The sequence below is a fragment of the Pseudomonas sp. F3-2 genome (assembly GCF_038804275.1).
Taxonomy (GTDB): Bacteria; Pseudomonadota; Gammaproteobacteria; order Pseudomonadales; family Pseudomonadaceae; genus Aquipseudomonas.
In genome coordinates this window covers 1,778,770-1,798,532 of the sequence record NZ_CP152388.1, presented here as the reverse complement: position 1 = coordinate 1,798,532, position 19,763 = coordinate 1,778,770, and the positions used below count along the sequence as shown (strand labels likewise).

Annotated in this window: 13 protein-coding genes, 2 tRNA genes and 3 rRNA genes; 7 read left to right on the top strand and 11 right to left on the bottom strand. The window is 57.1% G+C overall.

Translation table 11 applies throughout. The features are described from left to right. Positions 1-7 precede the first annotated feature (7 nt). The 5 genes from AAGQ88_RS08210 to AAGQ88_RS08190 all read right to left on the bottom strand — a co-directional run bounded on the left by AAGQ88_RS08210 (position 8) and on the right by AAGQ88_RS08190 (position 4,449). Positions 8-1,687, bottom strand: a complete 1,680-nt coding sequence (locus tag AAGQ88_RS08210; RefSeq protein WP_342654950.1) for a methyl-accepting chemotaxis protein — start codon at positions 1,685-1,687, stop codon at positions 8-10. Positions 1,688-1,791: 104 nt separating this feature from the next. Beyond that, positions 1,792-3,147 (bottom strand): ATP-binding protein, encoded by a 1,356-nt coding sequence (locus AAGQ88_RS08205; RefSeq protein ID WP_342654949.1) that lies wholly within the window; start codon positions 3,145-3,147, stop codon positions 1,792-1,794. After that, positions 3,144-3,812: a response regulator transcription factor gene (locus tag AAGQ88_RS08200; RefSeq protein WP_342654948.1), complete on the bottom strand. Its 669-nt coding sequence runs from the start codon at positions 3,810-3,812 to the stop codon at positions 3,144-3,146. The genes AAGQ88_RS08205 and AAGQ88_RS08200 overlap by 4 nt, the downstream gene beginning before the upstream one ends. Next, positions 3,812-4,141 (bottom strand): PepSY domain-containing protein, encoded by a 330-nt coding sequence (locus AAGQ88_RS08195; protein WP_342654947.1) that lies wholly within the window; start codon positions 4,139-4,141, stop codon positions 3,812-3,814. The genes AAGQ88_RS08200 and AAGQ88_RS08195 overlap by 1 nt, the downstream gene beginning before the upstream one ends. Then, positions 4,141-4,449, bottom strand: a complete 309-nt coding sequence (locus AAGQ88_RS08190) for a PepSY domain-containing protein (RefSeq protein WP_342654946.1) — start codon at positions 4,447-4,449, stop codon at positions 4,141-4,143. Before AAGQ88_RS08190 ends, AAGQ88_RS08195 begins: the two co-directional genes overlap by 1 nt. A 154-nt stretch (positions 4,450-4,603) precedes the next feature. On the opposite strand from AAGQ88_RS08190, the gene AAGQ88_RS08185 reads away from it, so the two are divergent. After that, complete coding sequence (locus tag AAGQ88_RS08185) at positions 4,604-5,686, top strand: patatin-like phospholipase family protein (RefSeq protein WP_342654945.1); 1,083 nt, start codon at positions 4,604-4,606, stop codon at positions 5,684-5,686. Between the two features lie 101 nt (positions 5,687-5,787). Beyond that, entirely contained in the window at positions 5,788-6,144 is a 357-nt protein-coding gene (gene queD, locus AAGQ88_RS08180) for a 6-carboxytetrahydropterin synthase QueD (protein WP_285426063.1), read from the top strand. A 129-nt stretch (positions 6,145-6,273) separates the two neighbouring features. On the opposite strand, the gene rrf is transcribed toward queD, so the two are convergent. The 5 genes from rrf to AAGQ88_RS08155 form a co-directional block, all read right to left on the bottom strand. Beyond that, positions 6,274-6,389, bottom strand: a 5S ribosomal RNA gene (gene rrf, locus AAGQ88_RS08175). 157 nt (positions 6,390-6,546) lie between these two features. After that, positions 6,547-9,439 (bottom strand): 23S ribosomal RNA (locus AAGQ88_RS08170). 256 nt (positions 9,440-9,695) lie between these two features. Then, positions 9,696-9,771: transfer RNA gene (locus tag AAGQ88_RS08165), tRNA-Ala, on the bottom strand. Positions 9,772-9,797: 26 nt separating this feature from the next. Then, a tRNA-Ile gene (locus AAGQ88_RS08160) sits at positions 9,798-9,874 on the bottom strand. Between the two features lie 64 nt (positions 9,875-9,938). After that, positions 9,939-11,475 (bottom strand): 16S ribosomal RNA (locus AAGQ88_RS08155). Together the 16S, 23S and 5S rRNA genes with 2 tRNA genes alongside form the textbook arrangement of a ribosomal RNA operon. 618 nt (positions 11,476-12,093) lie before the next feature. Here AAGQ88_RS08155 and rhtA point away from each other — a divergent pair. Both rhtA and AAGQ88_RS08145 read left to right on the top strand, forming a co-directional pair. Beyond that, positions 12,094-12,978 (top strand): threonine/homoserine exporter RhtA, encoded by an 885-nt coding sequence (rhtA, locus tag AAGQ88_RS08150; protein WP_342655764.1) that lies wholly within the window; start codon positions 12,094-12,096, stop codon positions 12,976-12,978. 181 nt (positions 12,979-13,159) lie between these two features. Further along, a complete protein-coding gene (locus tag AAGQ88_RS08145) occupies positions 13,160-13,450 on the top strand; it encodes a hypothetical protein (protein WP_093469841.1) in 291 nt (96 codons plus the stop codon). Positions 13,451-13,510: 60 nt separating this feature from the next. Here the strand turns inward: AAGQ88_RS08145 and AAGQ88_RS08140 are convergent, their stop codons facing one another. Then, positions 13,511-15,319: an aminopeptidase P family protein gene (locus AAGQ88_RS08140; RefSeq protein ID WP_342654944.1), complete on the bottom strand. Its 1,809-nt coding sequence runs from the start codon at positions 15,317-15,319 to the stop codon at positions 13,511-13,513. 883 nt (positions 15,320-16,202) lie between these two features. Here AAGQ88_RS08140 and AAGQ88_RS08135 point away from each other — a divergent pair. The 3 genes from AAGQ88_RS08135 to AAGQ88_RS08125 all read left to right on the top strand — a co-directional run bounded on the left by AAGQ88_RS08135 (position 16,203) and on the right by AAGQ88_RS08125 (position 19,763). Next, positions 16,203-16,997, top strand: coding sequence for a hypothetical protein (locus AAGQ88_RS08135; RefSeq protein ID WP_342654943.1), 795 nt, complete (start codon positions 16,203-16,205; stop codon positions 16,995-16,997). Between the two features lie 84 nt (positions 16,998-17,081). Further along, a complete protein-coding gene (locus tag AAGQ88_RS08130) occupies positions 17,082-18,203 on the top strand; it encodes a DegT/DnrJ/EryC1/StrS family aminotransferase (RefSeq protein ID WP_342654942.1) in 1,122 nt (373 codons plus the stop codon). Positions 18,204-18,248: 45 nt separating this feature from the next. After that, positions 18,249-19,763, top strand: coding sequence for an oligosaccharide flippase family protein (locus tag AAGQ88_RS08125; RefSeq protein ID WP_342654941.1), 1,515 nt, complete (start codon positions 18,249-18,251; stop codon positions 19,761-19,763).

Here is a 19,763-nt window from a genome sequence, read left to right as displayed (position 1 = left end):
TTGAACCTCAGATTCGGAACTGTCCTACCAACTGGCCGAGCCGTTGATTCAGCGCGGTCAGGTTGCGCGACGTCGTGGCGCCATGGCGGGTTTCTTCCGCGACGCTTTCAACCGCCACCGCGATCTGATGCACGCTGCGATTGATCTCCTCGGCCACCGCCGTCTGCTCTTCCGCCGCGCTGGCGATCTGTGCGTTCATCGCATTGATCGTGCCGATCAACTGACCGATCGTGTCCAGGGACGCTCCGGCCTCATTGGCCTGTGCCGACGTGCCGTCTCCGGCATCGCTTGAGCGTCGCATCGCGGCCACCGCGCCTTGCGTGCCTTGCTGCAGCCGGTCGATCATGCCCTGGATTTCCTGGGTGCTTTGCTGAGTGCGACTGGCCAGTGCACGAACCTCGTCGGCGACCACCGCGAACCCGCGCCCCGCTTCACCCGCTCGAGCGGCTTCAATGGCGGCGTTGAGGGCCAGCAGATTGGTCTGCTCGGCAATGGAACGGATGACACCCAGCACGCCGACAATCGATGACACATCGTTTTGCAGGCTGTCCAGCGAGGTGCCGCTGTGGCGGATGTCATTCACCAGCGCGTGAATCTGCTGAATGCTGCCATCGACCACCCGCTTGGCGGCCTGCCCTTGCGCATCCGTCTGCTGTGCCGCCACCGAGGCACCCTGCGCGCTTTTCGCGACTTCCTGCGCGGCGGCCGACATCTGGTTGATCGCGGTCGCGACCTGATCTGTCTCGTGCCGCTGACGCTCCATCGCCTGTTCCGAGCGCTGCGCCTGGTGAGTGACATCGCTGACGAGCCCGGTCAGTTGCCCGGTCATCTCGGCGATCTGCTTCACCAGCCCGTGAATCTTGTCGACAAAACGGTTGAACGAGCTCGCCAGCTCGCCCAGTTCATCCTGCGACGACACCGCCAGACGTCGCGTCAGGTCGCCCTCCCCGGCAGCAATATCGTCCAGATTGGCCTTCATCAGTCGCAACGGGCGCAAGATACTCCCCGCCATCCAGACGCCGACTACCGCGATGACGGCCAGGACCAGCAGCGTGATACCGATGATGCTGACCAACATGCTCTGCATGCGCTCGGCAACGTTCTTGCGAACCTCGGCGACCTTGGCGTCGATGTTGTCCAGGTTGACCGAGGAACCGACCGCCATGTCCCATTTGGGCAGGTACTCGGAATAGCCCAGCTTGGGCACCAGATCGCTTGAGCCGGGCAACGGAGACGAATATTCCAGATAATGAGTGCCTGCTTTCGCGACCTCGACCAGACCTGCGTTGACGTAAACGCCGTTAGGATCGCGGGCATCCTTGAAGCTCTTGCCGATGCCATCGGGGCTGCTGCCCTTGAACAGGCGAACGGCTTGCGAGTCGTAGCCGAAGAAGTAGCCGTCTTTGGCGTAATTGACCTGAGAGAGCATTTTAATGACCTGCGCGCGGGCCTCCATGTCGCCCGGAGCCGACGCGTCATACAGCGGCTTGATGGTGCCCATCGCGACCGCCACGTAACTCTGCAATGTCGTCTTGGCTTCGGCGAGCAAGTGCTGTCGCGTTTCTTCAACGTCGCGCCGCGCCTGCTCGCGCAACATGAATACCGTACTGGCACTGACGATCAGCGCGAACAGCAACACGGGCAATACCGCGAGCGAAAGTAACCTGGCTTTTAGATTTAGCCGCATAGAAGTCGTGACCCTTTATTGTTGTGTGCATTACGCCGTGGGGCTCCTCTTCGGTTAACGGCCCGGCGCCACGAAAGTTGAGGTCACACAACAGGGTCGCTCAATCAGAGCGATTCAGACGGTTCAGAGCGCAAGGATTGCGGCGCATGGCGCTCAGGCAGATCGATTCGAACCAGAAGGCCGCCCAGGGAGCTGCCCGACAACTGAATCACCCCGTCCCAGGCTTCGACGATGTCTTTGACGATCCCAAGGCCCAGCCCATGGCCGTTCACCTGTTCGTCCAGACGATTGCCACGTTCTAGCACTTCGTCGCGACGGGATTCGGGAATGCCGGGGCCGTCATCATCGATCATCAGGCTGTAGCCCTGAGCGTCCCGGATGATCGTCAGCCGGACCTGGCTGTCGGCCCATTTGCAGGCGTTGTCCATCAGATTGCCCAGCAGCTCGAGGATGTCTTCACGGTCCCAGGGCAGGATCAGCTCTTGCGCGACCTGGGCGCTGAGATCAAGGTGTTCGCCATGAATCATGCGCAGCGTGGAGAACAACCCCGGTAACTCGGCGCCACAATCGAAACGCGCCCCGGGCAACGCATCGCCTGACAATCTCGCGCGATTGAGTTCGCGCTCCAGACGCTGCTGAATCTGCTGCAACTGATCACGCAAAGTAGCGCGCACGTGCGGTTGCTGCTCCAGCGCCTGGCCCTCGGCGAGACTCATCAAAACAGCCAGCGGGGTTTTCAGCGCATGCCCCAGGTTACCCAGCGCGTTGCGCGAGCGCTTGAGGCTGTCCTCAGTGTGAGCCAGCAGATGGTTGATCTGCGCGACGAGGGGGGCAAGTTCGAGTGGCACGGTTTCGTCAAGCTGCGAACGCTGCCCTTGCTGGAGCTGAAATAGCTGCTCGCGAGCGGTTTCCAGAGGCTTCAGGGCACGCCTCACCGTCACTCGCTGAAGGATGAGAATCAGCACCAGTGCAGCGAGGCCAAGGCCTAAACCGATCTGTTTGACGAGAGCGAAGCTGGCCTGGACTGGCGTGTAGTCCTGAGCCACCGTGATGGCGATCTTCTGGCCGAATTTGCGGTATTCGGTATGCAGCAGCAACAGCGACTGATGACTCTTCTGCAATTCAAGGTTGGCATGCAGCCCGGGATGTTCAGGCTGTGGCAGTTCCAGATCCCATAACGACCTTGAACGCCAGTGCCCGCCGTCAAAATCAATGCGGAAATAATGACCGGAATACGGACGTTGATACCCCGGCGAAAGGCGGTGTTCATCAAGTTGCAGGCCATCCGGACCTCGAACGACGGCGACCAGCAAAGACTCACTGTCGTTGCGCAGGCCGGATTCAAGGTAGCGCTGCAGACCGATCTCGAACAGCCAAAGGCTGATCTGCGCCAGAACCAGCCCGACGATCAGCAGAACACTGATCAAGCCAAGACTCAGGCGGCGCTGGATCGACCTCACCCGCCTGCCCCGCCAAACCGATAACCCTGACCTCGCCGCGTCTCCACGACGGCTCGACCCAGCTTGCGCCGCAGGTGGTTGACGTGCACCTCAATCACGTTGGAATTACGCTCACTCTCGCCGTCATAGAGATGCTCGGCCAGATGAGTTTTGGAAAGAATCTGCTCAGGGTGCAGCATGAAGTACCGCAGCAGGCGAAACTCCGCGGACGTCAACTGAATCTCCTCGCCCTCCCTGCTGACGCACTGCCGTCCTTCATCCAGATGCAGGCCGGCGGCTTGCAATGTCGGTTGATTGGCCAGCCCCCTGACGCGGCGTAACAGGGCCTGAATGCGCAATTGCAGTTCTTCGGGATGAAAGGGTTTGGTCAGGTAATCATCGGCACCGGCTTTCAGGCCTTCGATACGCTCAGCCCATGACCCACGAGCCGTCAGAATCAGAACCGGAGTCGCCAACCCGTCCGCACGCCACTTCTGCAACACGTCCAGGCCCGGTATGCCCGGCAGCCCCAGATCAAGCACGATCAGGTCGTAAGGCTCGCTGGCCCCCTGATAAATCGCGTCTCGGCCGTCGGCAAGCCAGTCCACCGCATAGCCTTGGCGGTTCAATGTGCTCATCAGCTCGTCGGCCAGCGGAACATGATCCTCAACCAGTAACAAACGCATCAATCATCTTCCTTGTCTTCCAGCAGACGACAGTCGCTGGCATCGAATTTGAGCTCGCGGACCACGTGATCCGAGGTCAACAACTCGATTTCGTACACCAGCACGTCATGCTTTTCTTCGAGCTCCGCTTCCAGGAGCTTTGAACCGGGATAGCGCCCCAGTGCCTGTTCGATGAATTGCTCCAGGGGCAGGATGACGCCTTGCCTGCGCAATTGCAGCGCCTCATCCTGATCCAGGTCCCGCGCCGCGCACATCATGGAGAACATGACGGCGCAGGTTGCCAGCAAACAGTGAACGACACATGTGCCGGGGCGCTTACTGGCGATCATCAGGTGTCCTGATGATCTTTGAGGATCTGGCTGCTGACCGCGTCGATCTCGACATCCCACTCGACGCCTTGCGGGTCGCGCAGCTCAACCTGGTAAACGTATTTGCCATATTCCTCTTCCAGCTCGGTCTCGGTGATGTTCGCTTTGGGGTGCTTGGCCAGCGCCGCGGCGTTGAGTTTTTCGAAAGACTGAATAGTACCTGCATCGCGTAGACGCAGCGCCTCATCGGGACCAAGATCCCGCGCCTGAGCGTAACCGGCCGCGACAGTAAGGGCAGATGCAGCGAAAATAGCAGTTAACGTTTTCATCGTGGTTCTCCGTTCTCGTAGTAATGTTTACGACCTTTACGATAAACGCACGAACTTAATTAAAACTGAATTTATCTGGCTACGTGCCATCACCGCTTGCCGCTGCCCCGGCTCCTCAGATCATTCACTTTGCGCCGTCCTCCAAGGAGCATCCATGAGCGCCATTCACATCAAAACGCCGGCGCTCACGATAAAGGCCGGCAAGAGAGCCATCGCCCGCATCCGCGATCAGGGCCTTGCTCCGCAAGACGTCGGCATCATTCCCGGCGCCGCGGGCGGCCCCAAGGCACTAGGTATTCAAGGACTTGACCTGGCGCTGTTTGGCGAATGGCTTCCCCGCGCCAAACGCGAACGCTCGCTGATCGGCGCGTCGATCGGCTCGTGGCGTTTCGCAAGCGCCTGTCTGCCTGATCCTGTCGAAGGCCTCAAGCGGCTCGGCCAGCTGTATAACGAGCAGAGTTTCGCCAAAGGCGTGACGATGGCACAGGTGAGCCAGAGCTGCGTCAAAATGCTCGATGATTTGTTGCAAGGGCGCGATGCGAACGTGCTCAGCAACCCTGACTATCGCCTGAATATCATGATCGTTAAAAGTTACGGGCTGCTTGCGCAGGATGATCGACGTGGACTGGGGTTGGGATTGTCTTCGGTCATCGCCAGCAACCTTTTGGGCCGCGACCGGCTTTCGAGGCATTTTGAGCGCCTGATCCTCCACGATGCGCGTCGTGCCCCTCCCCTGCTGGCATTGACCGACTTCCCTTCACGGTGTCTGCATCTGGAAACGTCAAACTTGCGTCAGGCGCTGTTGGCGTCGGGCTCCATTCCCATGGTCATGCAGGGCGTGATGGACATCCCGGGCGTCGGACCCGGCACCTTCCGGGACGGGGGACTTCTGGATTACCACCTCGATCTGCCGTACAGCGGCAGCGACATCGTGCTGTATCCGCACTTCACCGACAAAATCATACCGGGCTGGTTCGACAAAGCCCTGCCTTGGCGTCGAGGCGACTTGAACCGCCTGCAGGATGTATTGCTGCTAGCGCCTTCTCGTGAATATCTGTCGACCTTGCCGTTTGGAAAGCTGCCTGATCGAAGCGACTTCAAGCGGTTCATGGGTAAAGACGCAGAACGCCAGCGTTATTGGTGCACCGCAATGGAAAACAGCCAGCGACTGGGGGATGAGTTTGTGGAGCTGGTGGATACCGGCCGATTGGCAGAACGGCTTCAGCCATTGGTTTAACCAAGCGGTCAGGTTCCGCCTGTCCCTTGGGAAACCATTGCTGGTAAACTCGCGTTCTGCATTTATCGCTCTGGCGATCGCCACTTTTTAAGGTTCACATCGTGGAAATTTTTAAAGAATTTACGTTCGAATCCGCCCATCGCCTCCCCCACGTACCGGAAGGCCACAAGTGTGGGCGTTTGCACGGTCACTCGTTCCGCATTGCCATTTACCTTCAAGGCGAACCCGACCCTCATACCGGATGGATTCGTGATTTTTCAGAAATCAAAACCATCTTCAAGCCTCTGTACGAGCGCCTGGACCATAACTATCTGAATGACATTCCCGGTCTGGAGAACCCAACCAGTGAAGTGCTGGTGAAATGGATCTGGAATGAATTGAAGCCGCTGTTACCCGAACTGTCGGCCATCCGTATCCACGAGACATGTACAAGCGGTTGCGTGTATCGCGGAGACTGATCGGCGATGAAGTAAAAGAACCACCTTCGGGTGGTTTTTTTGTAGGTGGGATTTTTAACGGGGCCGCAGATTTTTCACACGCAAAAACAAAACCCCATCTGCTTTCGCAAATGGGGTTCTGGAATTTAATCTTGACGATGACCTACTCTCACATGGGGAAACCCCACACTACCATCGGCGATGCATCGTTTCACTTCTGAGTTCGGGATGGGATCAGGTGGTTCCAACGCTCTATGGTCGTCAAGAAATTCGGGTACCGAACCGTGGCCAGGGGCCGCGCTTCAGCTAATCAGGTATGTGATCAGGTGTTTCGTGCTTGTGTGCTGCAAACTTTCGGTGCGTGTCGTCTTCACAGTCACCGCAATCTGTGCTCGTCCGAGTCGCAGATTGCTTGGGTGTTATATGGTCAAGCCTCACGGGCAATTAGTATTGGTTAGCTCAACGCCTCACAGCGCTTACACACCCAACCTATCAACGTCGTAGTCTTCGACGGCCCTTCAGGGAACTCAAGGTTCCAGTGAGATCTCATCTTGAGGCAAGTTTCCCGCTTAGATGCTTTCAGCGGTTATCTTTTCCGAACATAGCTACCCGGCAATGCCACTGGCGTGACAACCGGAACACCAGAGGTTCGTCCACTCCGGTCCTCTCGTACTAGGAGCAGCCCCTCTCAAATCTCAAACGTCCACGGCAGATAGGGACCGAACTGTCTCACGACGTTCTAAACCCAGCTCGCGTACCACTTTAAATGGCGAACAGCCATACCCTTGGGACCGGCTTCAGCCCCAGGATGTGATGAGCCGACATCGAGGTGCCAAACACCGCCGTCGATATGAACTCTTGGGCGGTATCAGCCTGTTATCCCCGGAGTACCTTTTATCCGTTGAGCGATGGCCCTTCCATACAGAACCACCGGATCACTAAGACCTACTTTCGTACCTGCTCGACGTGTCTGTCTCGCAGTCAAGCGCGCTTTTGCCTTTATACTCTACGACCGATTTCCGACCGGTCTGAGCGCACCTTCGTACTCCTCCGTTACTCTTTAGGAGGAGACCGCCCCAGTCAAACTACCCACCATACACTGTCCTCGATCCGGATGACGGACCTGAGTTAGAACCTCAAAGTTGCCAGGGTGGTATTTCAAGGATGGCTCCACGCAAACTGGCGTTCACGCTTCAAAGCCTCCCACCTATCCTACACAAGCAAATTCAAAGTCCAGTGCAAAGCTATAGTAAAGGTTCACGGGGTCTTTCCGTCTAGCCGCGGATACACTGCATCTTCACAGCGATTTCAATTTCACTGAGTCTCGGGTGGAGACAGCGCCGCCATCGTTACGCCATTCGTGCAGGTCGGAACTTACCCGACAAGGAATTTCGCTACCTTAGGACCGTTATAGTTACGGCCGCCGTTTACCGGGGCTTCGATCAAGAGCTTCGCGTTAGCTAACCCCATCAATTAACCTTCCGGCACCGGGCAGGCGTCACACCCTATACGTCCACTTTCGTGTTTGCAGAGTGCTGTGTTTTTAATAAACAGTCGCAGCGGCCTGGTATCTTCGACCGGCATGAGCTTACGGAGCAAGTCCTTCACCCTCACCGGCGCACCTTCTCCCGAAGTTACGGTGCCATTTTGCCTAGTTCCTTCACCCGAGTTCTCTCAAGCGCCTTGGTATTCTCTACCCAACCACCTGTGTCGGTTTGGGGTACGGTTCCTGGTTACCTGAAGCTTAGAAGCTTTTCTTGGAAGCATGGCATCAACCACTTCGTGTTCTAAAGAACACTCGTCATCAGCTCTCGGCCTTGAAACCCCGGATTTACCTAAGATTTCAGCCTACCACCTTAAACCTGGACAACCAACGCCAGGCTGGCCTAGCCTTCTCCGTCCCTCCATCGCAATAACCAGAAGTACAGGAATATTAACCTGTTTTCCATCGACTACGCTTTTCAGCCTCGCCTTAGGGACCGACTAACCCTGCGTCGATTAACGTTGCGCAGGAAACCTTGGTCTTTCGGCGTGGGTGTTTTTCACACCCATTGTCGTTACTCATGTCAGCATTCGCACTTCTGATACCTCCAGCAAGCTTCTCAACTCACCTTCACAGGCTTACAGAACGCTCCTCTACCGCATCACCCGAAGGTGATACCCGTAGCTTCGGTGCATGGTTTGAGCCCCGTTACATCTTCCGCGCAGGCCGACTCGACTAGTGAGCTATTACGCTTTCTTTAAAGGGTGGCTGCTTCTAAGCCAACCTCCTAGCTGTCTAAGCCTTCCCACATCGTTTCCCACTTAACCATGACTTTGGGACCTTAGCTGACGGTCTGGGTTGTTTCCCTTTTCACGACGGACGTTAGCACCCGCCGTGTGTCTCCCATGCTCGGCACTTGTAGGTATTCGGAGTTTGCATCGGTTTGGTAAGTCGGGATGACCCCCTAGCCGAAACAGTGCTCTACCCCCTACAGTGATACATGAGGCGCTACCTAAATAGCTTTCGAGGAGAACCAGCTATCTCCGAGCTTGATTAGCCTTTCACTCCGATCCACAGGTCATCCGCTAACTTTTCAACGGTAGTCGGTTCGGTCCTCCAGTCAGTGTTACCTAACCTTCAACCTGCCCATGGATAGATCGCCCGGTTTCGGGTCTATTCCCAGCGACTAGACGCCCTATTAAGACTCGCTTTCGCTACGCCTCCCCTATTCGGTTAAGCTCGCCACTGAAAATAAGTCGCTGACCCATTATACAAAAGGTACGCAGTCACCCAACAAAGTGGGCTCCCACTGCTTGTACGCATACGGTTTCAGGATCTATTTCACTCCGCTCTCCGCGGTTCTTTTCGCCTTTCCCTCACGGTACTGGTTCACTATCGGTCAGTCAGTAGTATTTAGCCTTGGAGGATGGTCCCCCCATGTTCAGACAAGGTTTCTCGTGCCCCGTCCTACTCGATTTCATTGACAAGAGATTTTCGCGTACAGGGCTATCACCCACTATGGCCGCACTTTCCAGAGCGTTCCGCTAATCTCAAATCAACTTAAGGGCTGGTCCCCGTTCGCTCGCCACTACTAAGGGAATCTCGGTTGATTTCTTTTCCTCAGGGTACTTAGATGTTTCAGTTCCCCTGGTTCGCTCCATGCACCTATGTATTTAGTGCAAGGTACCTAGGTTATCCTAGGTGGGTTCCCCCATTCAGACATCTCCGGATCACAGTCTGTTTGCCGACTCCCCGAAGCTTTTCGCAGGCTACCACGTCTTTCATCGCCTCTGACTGCCAAGGCATCCACCGTATGCGCTTCTTCACTTGACCATATAACCCCAAGCAATCTGGTTATACTGTGAAGACGACATTCGCCGAAAGTTTGCATTCACAAACTTTACCTTAGCCTGATCACCACCAGTGAAAGTGGATCACAGTCTATCTTTCTATCACATACCCGAATTTTTAAAGAACGATTCTGACAAAGATCAGAAATCAACATTCCGCCTTCTTGCGAGGCAAATGCTCATTTCTAAGCTCTACACAGGACAACTGTCTGTACCGCGGTACCACCGAACACCGGTAATGGTGGAGCCAAGCGGGATCGAACCGCTGACCTCCTGCGTGCAAGGCAGGCGCTCTCCCAGCTGAGCTATGGCCCCGTATCGCTACAGGGTGCACCGGTAATTGGTGGGTCTGGGCAGATTCGAACTGCCGACCTCACCCTTATCAGGGGTGCGCTCTAACCAACTGAGCTACAGACCCAATCGTCTTCTTCAATGAATCAAGCAATTCGTGTGGGAACTTGCGAAGAAGCTGAGTCTTCGATTAAGGAGGTGATCCAGCCGCAGGTTCCCCTACGGCTACCTTGTTACGACTTCACCCCAGTCATGAATCACACCGTGGTAACCGTCCTCCCGAGGGTTAGACTAGCTACTTCTGGTGCAACCCACTCCCATGGTGTGACGGGCGGTGTGTACAAGGCCCGGGAACGTATTCACCGCGACATTCTGATTCGCGATTACTAGCGATTCCGACTTCACGCAGTCGAGTTGCAGACTGCGATCCGGACTACGATCGGTTTTGTGGGATTAGCTCCACCTCGCGGCTTGGCAACCCTCTGTACCGACCATTGTAGCACGTGTGTAGCCCAGGCCGTAAGGGCCATGATGACTTGACGTCATCCCCACCTTCCTCCGGTTTGTCACCGGCAGTCTCCTTAGAGTGCCCACCATAACGTGCTGGTAACTAAGGACAAGGGTTGCGCTCGTTACGGGACTTAACCCAACATCTCACGACACGAGCTGACGACAGCCATGCAGCACCTGTCTCAGTGTTCCCGAAGGCACCAAACCATCTCTGGTAAGTTCACTGGATGTCAAGGCCTGGTAAGGTTCTTCGCGTTGCTTCGAATTAAACCACATGCTCCACCGCTTGTGCGGGCCCCCGTCAATTCATTTGAGTTTTAACCTTGCGGCCGTACTCCCCAGGCGGTCAACTTAATGCGTTAGCTGCGCCACTAAAATCTCAAGGATTCCAACGGCTAGTTGACATCGTTTACGGCGTGGACTACCAGGGTATCTAATCCTGTTTGCTCCCCACGCTTTCGCACCTCAGTGTCAGTATGAGCCCAGGTGGTCGCCTTCGCCACTGGTGTTCCTTCCTATATCTACGCATTTCACCGCTACACAGGAAATTCCACCACCCTCTGCCCTACTCTAGCTTGCCAGTTTTGGATGCAGTTCCCAGGTTGAGCCCGGGGATTTCACATTCAACTTAACAAACCACCTACGCGCGCTTTACGCCCAGTAATTCCGATTAACGCTTGCACCCTCTGTATTACCGCGGCTGCTGGCACAGAGTTAGCCGGTGCTTATTCTGTCGGTAACGTCAAAATTGCAGAGTATTAATCAGCAACCCTTCCTCCCAACTTAAAGTGCTTTACAATCCGAAGACCTTCTTCACACACGCGGCATGGCTGGATCAGGCTTTCGCCCATTGTCCAATATTCCCCACTGCTGCCTCCCGTAGGAGTCTGGACCGTGTCTCAGTTCCAGTGTGACTGATCATCCTCTCAGACCAGTTACGGATCGTCGCCTTGGTGAGCCATTACCTCACCAACTAGCTAATCCGACCTAGGCTCATCTGATAGCGTGAGGTCCGAAGATCCCCCACTTTCTCCCGTAGGACGTATGCGGTATTAGCGTCCCTTTCGAGACGTTGTCCCCCACTACCAGGCAGATTCCTAGGCATTACTCACCCGTCCGCCGCTGAATCAGGGAGCAAGCTCCCTTCATCCGCTCGACTTGCATGTGTTAGGCCTGCCGCCAGCGTTCAATCTGAGCCATGATCAAACTCTTCAGTTCAATACTGCAATCAGGTTTTGAGAAAACCCTATAAACTTGGCTCAGCAATCGTTGGTTAAACCATGATTTCTCGTGGAGTAACTTGCGTTGCTGATAATCTTGCGACTTCAGTCTTACGACACAAGCACCCACACGAATTGCTTGATTCAGTTGTTAAAGAGCGGTTGGTTAAGAGCTTTTCGTCTCAACCGAGGCGCGCATTCTACAGCGTCCTCATCATCTGTCAAGCGGTTATTTTCAGAAGTTTTCAAAGTTTCCTTTGCAACTTCAACCACTTGCGCTTCGTTCGACTTGGCGTCTCACGTCAGCGGGAGGCGAATTCTACAGCGTTAGAACCTGCTGTCAACCACCTTTTTCACCGCTGCCGATTCAGTGACCTGAATCGAAGCCCCTCCGCGCCGCTTACTTCGTCTAACTCGTTGAATCTCAAGGAGTTTTCCGTTTCGTCTGCGCCGGAAGTGGGGCGAATTATAGAGACATTGAGAGGGGCGTCAACCCCTAATTTCAAAATCGGCGAGAATAAGATTATTGAGCACTATATTGCTCATCCGTTCATTCTTCAGCATCATGCGCGTCGCTTCCCGACTTTCCCCCTTCTATACGGATTACAACCAAGCAATGAATGCAAAACAACGCAGCCTGAGTTCGATCGTTTTGCCGGTCGGCATGCTGCTTATCGCCATGGCGTCGGTACAGACCGGTGCATCACTGGCCAAGTCGCTGTTTCCACTGATTGGCGCCCAAGGAACGACAACACTGCGACTGACGTTCGCAAGCGTGTTGATGGTCCTGATTCTGCGTCCATGGCGCACCACGTTCACCGCGAGCTCACTGCGCACGGTGCTTATATACGGGATCGCGCTCGGTGGCATGAACTTCCTCTTCTATATGGCTATCCGCACGATTCCGCTGGGCATTGGTGTTGCGCTGGAGTTCACCGGCCCTCTGGCGGTCGCGCTGTATCACTCTCGCAAAGCGACTGATTTCATATGGATCGCCCTGGCTGTTACGGGCCTGGCGCTGCTGATCCCGATCGGACAGGCAGGCGGTCTGGATATGACCGGCGCTCTTTATGCACTGGGGGCCGGGATCTGCTGGGCGGCCTATATTCTGTTCGGACAGAAAGCCGGCGCAGATCATGGCGTGCAGACGGCTGCCCTTGGCGTCGTGATCGCCGCGATCGTGATGGCGCCCATCGGGGCGACCTACGCTGGCAGCGCTCTGCTCGACCCTACGCTGATTCCGGTAGCACTCGGCGTTGCTTTACTGTCCACCGCGCTGCCTTACACGCTGGAAATGATCGCTCTCACGCGCATGCCCGTTCGGACATTCGGCACGTTAATGAGCATGGAGCCCGCGGTCGGCGCACTTTCCGGGATGATGTTCTTGCATGAAAGCCTGTCGCTGACCCAGTGGCTGGCCATCGGCGCGATTATCGTTGCATCGGTAGGCGCCACCCTGACGACCCGCCCTGAACCGGTCACGCTGGTTCCCGCAGACTAGCCTGTTTTTCATTCGTTACACGATGTCACTAGCATTTGTAACGCCATTGCGCCATGTTTACGCCTGTACGCCTCTCCATTATGAAGCCTCACCAGGAACGGACGCGATTGTCAGGCTTTGGGCATGTGAGCGAATTCAGGCTAGAGACTGAACGGAATTCCCCGCTCAGGTAAGGAAGTGAATGAAGTACTTTTTGATCATCTTGGCAGCGCTGGCTGTCGCGGGCTGTGCGGCTACGTCTAAACCGGTCAAGGGCAAGCGAGGCATTCACATCAACTGTTCCGGCCTGTCTTCCTCGTGGAGCCAGTGCTACGACATGGCGACCAATTCCTGCGAATCCAAGCAATACCGTGTGATTGCCAAATCCGGCGACGCAGCCGAAGACCCGGGCGAATACCCGCTGGGACTTAACCCCGCCGGATACACCAGCCGCAGCATGATCATCATCTGCAAGAAACCGGCGAAGCCCTGAGCCTTGAGCCCTTCATAGGCTGAGCACCACCGCCGGGAAGGCGGTGGTGAACGACCAGGATCAGACAGCCGTTGTGCGAAGGTTCAGCCAGTCAAGCGCGACACCGTCGAGCAGTGGCGACAGACGCTTCCTGACCTCTGCGTGATAGTCATTCAGCCAGCCACGCTCTTCTGCAGTGAGCAGGTCAATTTCCAGGCAGCGCGTGTCGATCGGGCAGAGGGTCAAGGTTTCGAACTTGAGGAATTCGCCGAACTCGGTTTTACCCGCCGGCTGGTTGATCACCAGATTCTCGATGCGCACGCCCCACTGCCCCGGACGATAGGTACCCGGCTCGATGGACGTGATCATGCCCGGCAGCATCGCGGTTTGCGGTGTCGCCGGTGCCTGATAGGCGATGACTTGCGGCCCTTCGTGCACGTTCAGGAAATAACCGACGCCATGGCCGGTGCCGTGGCCGTAATTGACGCCCTCGGCCCAGATCGGCGCGCGCGCAATGGCGTCCAGCAGAGGCGACAGAATGCCTCGCGGAAAATGCGCCCGCGACAAGGCGATCACACCCTTGAGCACCCGCGTGCAGTCGCGTTTCTGCTCTGGCGCAGGATTCCCGATCGGGACCATGCGTGTGATGTCGGTGGTGCCGCCCAGGTACTGGCCGCCGGAATCGATGAGCAACAGCCCGTCGCCCTCGATCTGCGCGTGTTCCTGCTCGGTGGCGCGGTAGTGAGGCATCGCACCGTTGCCATTGAAGCCGGCGATGGTGGCGAAACTCTGGGAAATGTAGTCAGGCCGGCGGGCGCGAGCCGCGCTGAGTTTTTCATCGATCGTCAGTTCACTGACCGGCTCGTGGCCTAGCGCGGAGTCCAGCCAGGCGAAGAATTCGCACAACGCTGCACCGTCCTGTTCCATGGCCTTGCGTATGTGCCGCGCATCGGCCTCGCTTTTCTGCGACTTGAACAAGGTGGTCGGATTAAAGCCCTCGACCAGCGTGACCTCGCTGTCCAGATAATCGAGCAAACCGCAGGTAACCCGTGCAGGATCCACCAAAAGCCGGGCATAACGAGGGACTTCGCGCAAGGCAGCGCCGATGCGGGTGTATTCATGCAGCGTGATGCCGTCGTCTTCGAGCACCTTGCGCAGCTGCGGATCGACTTTGTCCGACGCGACGAAAAGGTTGACGCTGTCGGGCCCGATCAACGCGAAGGCAATGAACACTGGGTTGTAGGAAACGTCTGCGCCGCGCAGGTTAAACAGCCAGGCGATGTCATCCAGGGTTGCGAGAAAATGCCAGTCCGCGCCTTTCTCGCTCAACGCCGTGCGCAGGCGACTCAGTCGCTCACTGCGAAGCTCCGTGGCCTGAGGTGCGACGTGCTCATAAACAGGCTGGTTTGGCAGTTGCGGGCGGTCGTCCCATAACTGCGTCAGCAGATCGAGATCGGTACGCAATCTTGCGCCGCGGGCGTAAAGGTTGCTCGCTAATGTGCGGGACGATGCAACGGCCAGCACCGCACCGTCCACTGCAACCACCGAATCGGTCTTCGCCTGCTCGGCGAGCCATTCCAGCGGACCGCCCTGCCCCGGCTGCAGTTTGACCAGCTCGATGCCGCTGCCAGCGAGTTCTTTGCTGGCCTGCTCCCAGTAACGACTGTCGGCCCAGACGCCTGCGAAATCCTGGGTGACGATCAGGGTGCCGACCGAACCGTGGAAGCCCGACATCCACTGCCGACCTTGCCAGTAACCTGGCAGGTATTCGGAGAGATGAGGATCGGCCGAGGGCACCAGCCAGGCGTCGATGCCTTCACGACTCATCAGCTCACGTGCCTGCGCCAAGCGTTGCGCCACCACTCCAGTGGGTTTGGACTGCGTATTCATTGAATCTCCTGCTGACCCGAAATATTTGCGTCGCACGGCCCCGATAATGGAGCAGGCATGAAGGCTGAGCAACCGCAGCGACGCAACCCGGGAAGTCACGACTGCGCTCCCCGACCCTCGACTCAAGGGAAAGTTTACGACCCGGTCATGAATATTAAATAAATACGGACGGTTTATATCAATCTGCAACATTCATATGAACCACGGTTAAGTTTTCAATCTGCTGGCTATTACGACTGCTCGAATTAAGACAACTAACGCCCTCGCCAACCGTTCAATTATTGAACGCCATAATTTTGTTACTCCCCTGTCGCGTCCGACTTCTGACGTTAGAAAAATGCCTCTCAGGCCCTTTTCCGGCGCTGCCGGCGCCACCAGGCACCCAGCGGAAAAACGTCATTTAGCCGTGCGAGCACTCCGCTGGATTTTTGACTGCATTAAAAATCAATTAGTTACGATTGCATTCGGCCCGCTTATCAAAAACTTAACAGAATGTTGGCGAAATAATTTGACAGGAACTGCGCCGCCGTCGATATATAGGCGTGTCCAATGTTTTCCCGTTTTATCAGCGCAGCCAAAGAGCCGCGTGCGGAAGACATTTCGACTTCATCACGATGTACCTGCCAAAGAAGTTAATGACCTGAACGGTGTGTGTCCTGCGCCGGTGGGCACTTCTTGGGTTCAAGAAATGTTTTTCGAATTGCTGAAAGTGCTCGGCGGGGCGGTAGCTTTGCCCAACGGTTTTCAACGCTCGGTTTCCGGCGCATGGCCGACGAGCATCACCCTTCTGGATACAACGGCAGGATCTGCAGATTCGGGCGGTAGCGTGTCTGGCGCCCGATACCCGGCTGCAACGGTCCACTTGATGCGAGGACGCAACGCAATGCCTTTATCTTTCGACATGGATGAGCAGCTGGCCCGACGCCTGGCTGACGAAATCGATACCAACGGCTTTGCGAAGATGACCGGTGCAGTCAGCGAGTCTGACTTGCAGCAGTTGCGGCTGTGGACCGATGAGCAGGCGCGCAAGCACCACGGCGAATATTTCGCCTACCACGGCGAGGCCAGTCTGGGCGACAGCTTGCTGGCCAGCTACTGGAGCGACCCCCAGTTCAAGGCGCTGCTAGGCCGCCTTTATAAGCATGCCGCCCGACGCGATGCCGCCAGCGAGCGGATCTTCCCGGTGCTGCGTTGCGTACAGGGCAATCAAGGCAAGCGCGAGTCCAATAGCTTCCATTACGACGCGAGCCTGGTCACTGCGCTGATTCCCGTGTTCATCCCCACCGAGGGCGAGGAGCGTGGCGATCTGATGCTCTTCCCCAACATTCGGCGCGTGCGCGCCTGGGTGTTGTTCAACGTGATCGAGAAGGCCTTGCTGCAAAACAAGATCACCCGCAGCTGGATCATCAAAGGCATGCAGCGCAACTGGCTCAAGCCTTACGTGCTGCGTCTGGAGCCCGGCAACGTTTACTTCTTCTGGGGCTATCGCACCCTGCACGCCAACCAGGCATGCAGCCCGGGCCTGAAGCGCGCCACGGCATTGTTCCATTTCGGTGACCCGCACACCGGCAGCCTGGCGACACGCCTGATTCTCAGAATCAACCAGAGCCGGGCGCGCCGAATGAGCAACAAGGCGGGCAACCCGCCGCCCGCTTCGACGCCCACGCACACCGATTGAGCCGCTGCACGTTGCTGCACCTCACTGCTTCGCATGCCCCTGCCGTGAAAGCTCTCAAGCATTACATCAGAAACGGAGACTTCGATGATCAACGTAACCAAGACTTACCTGGGCGATATCGACAAGTTCAAGACGTACGTCGAAGGCATCTATGCGCGTGGCTGGCTGACCAACCACGGGCCACTGGTGTGTGAGCTGGAGCAACGGCTCAAGGATTATCTGGGGGTCAAGCATGTGATCCTCACCAACAACGGCACGCTGGCGCTTCAAGTCGCATATCGCGCACTGGGCCTGAGCGGCAGCGCGGTCACCACGCCATTCAGCTTCGTGGCCACCAGCAGCTCGTTGCAATGGGAAGGCATCCGCCCGATCTTCGCCGACATCGACGCGCAGACCTGGAACATTTCGCCGGAGCACATTGAGAGCCGCATCGTTTCCGACACCACGGCCATCGTCGGCACCCACGTGTTCGGCAATCCCTGTGCGGTCGAGCGCATCGAAGAGATCGCGCGTCGGCGCAATCTGAAAGTCGTGTACGACGGCGCCCATGCCTTCGCCGTGCGCCATGCCGGTCAGTCAGTGCTGAACTGGGGCGACATCAGCACATTGAGCTTCCACGCGACCAAGTTGTTTCACACCATCGAAGGTGGCGCGATCATCACCAACGATGACGAACTGGCGCGTCGTGTTCACCTGCTGTGCAACTTCGGCATCGTCGACGTCGACAAGATCGACGGCATCGGCATCAATGCCAAGCTCAACGAATTCTCCGCTGCAATGGGTCTGTGCATCCTCGACGATATCGAGAACATTCTTCAGCAGCGCGCGGAAATCGCCCACCGCTACACCACTCGCCTGAACGACTACGTCGACCTGCAGAAAGCGGAAAACGACAGTCAGCTCAACAACAGCTATTACCCGATCGCGCTGAGCGACGAACAACAGCTGCTGCGTCTGCGTTCGGCGCTGAACACCAACGGGATCAATCCTCGGCGTTATTTTTACCCGTCGCTGGACACCCTCGAATACCTGCAACCGCAGGCGGCGCAAACCGCTTCGCGCTCATTGAGCGAACGCGTGCTGTGCCTGCCGATTTATCCGGGCCTGCTGCCGGAAGATCAGGAACGCGTGATCAACACGGTGATCGCCGAATGCGCCACGAACTGCATGCCATACCGCGTACCGTCGCTGGCCCAGGTCATCTGACGCCCGACTGCACTTACGCTCACGTTCTGGCGAAAAGGACATCCCATGCAGACCAAGCGCTCAGTCATACGCAACACTGCGTTGAGCTATGCCGGCCAGGCCTACACGCTGCTGATCGGGATTCTGATCATGCCGTTTTACCTTGGCCATATGGGCGCCGAGGCCTACGGCCTGATCGGGTTCTTCTCGGTGGTCCAGGCCTGGCTGCAACTGCTGGACGCAGGACTGTCCCCAAGCCTGGTGCGGGCCGTCGCGCACCAGCAGGGCAGCGACCGGCTGGACCGTTATTCAGGACGGTTGCTGCGTTCGTTCGAGATCATTTTTCTGCCGTTGGCCGCGCTGTGCTGCATCGCGATGTACGTGGGCAGCCAATGGATCGCCGTGCACTGGCTCAACGCCAAGGAGCTGTCGACCCAGACGCTGGTCGAGTGCATCGGCCTGATGGGCATTGTGATCGCGTTGCGGCTGTACTCGACGCTTTATAAAAGCGGCATTCAAGGGCTGGAACAGCATGTCTGGCTGAACATCGCCAACGTGCTCATCGCCACGCTGCGCTACTTCGGTGGATTGGTGCTGGTCAGTACGATCTCCAACGATCCGGTGACGTTCTTCCAGTTTCAGGTGTTGGTCGGCGTGGTCGAAACAGCGCTCTTCGCGGCCCGCGCCTATCAACAGATGCCCACGCCGTCCTGGCTGACAGGCTTCGACTGGCATCTGGTCAAGCCGATCATCCCGTTTGCGGTGAGCATGTCCGGCACCGCGGTGCTGTGGATCGTGCTGACACAGATCGACAAAGTCCTGCTCTCCGAGCTGCTGCCGCTCAATGAATACGGCTACTTCTCGCTGGTGGCCCTGATCACCACCGGGATCATGATGTTGAGCAACCCGCTGGCGCAGACGTTGCTGCCGCGCCTGACGGTGTTGATGGCCGAAGGTCGTCGCGACGAAATGCACACGCTGTTTCTGGCCGCCAACCGGTTCGTCTGCACGTTCATGTTTCCGCTGGCCGCGCTGATTGCCCTGCACCCGCATGACATGGTGTTCGCCTGGTCGGGGGATGAGTCGGCCGCCGCCTGGAGCCGTTCGATTCTGCCCTGGTATTCGCTGGGCAGCGCAATCATGGCCGTCAGTGCGTTTCAGTTCTATCTGCAGTACGCCTACGGGCAGATGCGACTGCATGTCTGGTACAGCGTCGTGTCGGCGCTGATCACGGTGCCGGTGATGTTCCTGGCGATTCGCGAGTCCGGTGCATTGGGCGCGGCACTGGCCTGGTTCGTGCTGCGGGCCGTGTCCTTCGCCATCTGGCCGATGATCGTGCATCAGCGACTGGCGCCGGGCATTCACAGCCAATGGCTGCGCGACATCCTGCGCATCTGCGTGATGACCGCCGTGGGGCTGGCGATCAGCGAGCCGGTCATGCGCCTGATCGCTAACGAAAACCGCTTCAACCTGTTTATGGGTCTGGCCGTCAGCGGCCTGATCACGCTGATGGTGGTAGCAGCAAGCTACAAGCCACTGGTGACGAAAATTTCCGTCTTGTTCAGCAAAGCGAGTACTTGA

Excerpts from the sequence above, each read along its gene's own strand:
- AAGQ88_RS08210 (WP_342654950.1), bottom strand. The coding sequence starts at position 1,687 with ATGCGGCTAAATCTAAAAGCCAGGTTACTTTCGCTCGCGGTATTGCCC.
- AAGQ88_RS08200 (WP_342654948.1), bottom strand. The coding sequence starts at position 3,812 with ATGCGTTTGTTACTGGTTGAGGATCATGTTCCGCTGGCCGACGAGCTG.
- AAGQ88_RS08195 (WP_342654947.1), bottom strand. The coding sequence starts at position 4,141 with ATGATCGCCAGTAAGCGCCCCGGCACATGTGTCGTTCACTGTTTGCTG.
- AAGQ88_RS08190 (WP_342654946.1), bottom strand. The coding sequence starts at position 4,449 with ATGAAAACGTTAACTGCTATTTTCGCTGCATCTGCCCTTACTGTCGCG.
- AAGQ88_RS08185 (WP_342654945.1), top strand. The coding sequence starts at position 4,604 with ATGAGCGCCATTCACATCAAAACGCCGGCGCTCACGATAAAGGCCGGC.
- rhtA (WP_342655764.1), top strand. The coding sequence starts at position 12,094 with ATGAATGCAAAACAACGCAGCCTGAGTTCGATCGTTTTGCCGGTCGGC.
- AAGQ88_RS08145 (WP_093469841.1), top strand. The coding sequence starts at position 13,160 with ATGAAGTACTTTTTGATCATCTTGGCAGCGCTGGCTGTCGCGGGCTGT.
- AAGQ88_RS08140 (WP_342654944.1), bottom strand. The coding sequence starts at position 15,319 with ATGAATACGCAGTCCAAACCCACTGGAGTGGTGGCGCAACGCTTGGCG.
- AAGQ88_RS08135 (WP_342654943.1), top strand. The coding sequence starts at position 16,203 with ATGCCTTTATCTTTCGACATGGATGAGCAGCTGGCCCGACGCCTGGCT.
- AAGQ88_RS08130 (WP_342654942.1), top strand. The coding sequence starts at position 17,082 with ATGATCAACGTAACCAAGACTTACCTGGGCGATATCGACAAGTTCAAG.
- AAGQ88_RS08125 (WP_342654941.1), top strand. The coding sequence starts at position 18,249 with ATGCAGACCAAGCGCTCAGTCATACGCAACACTGCGTTGAGCTATGCC.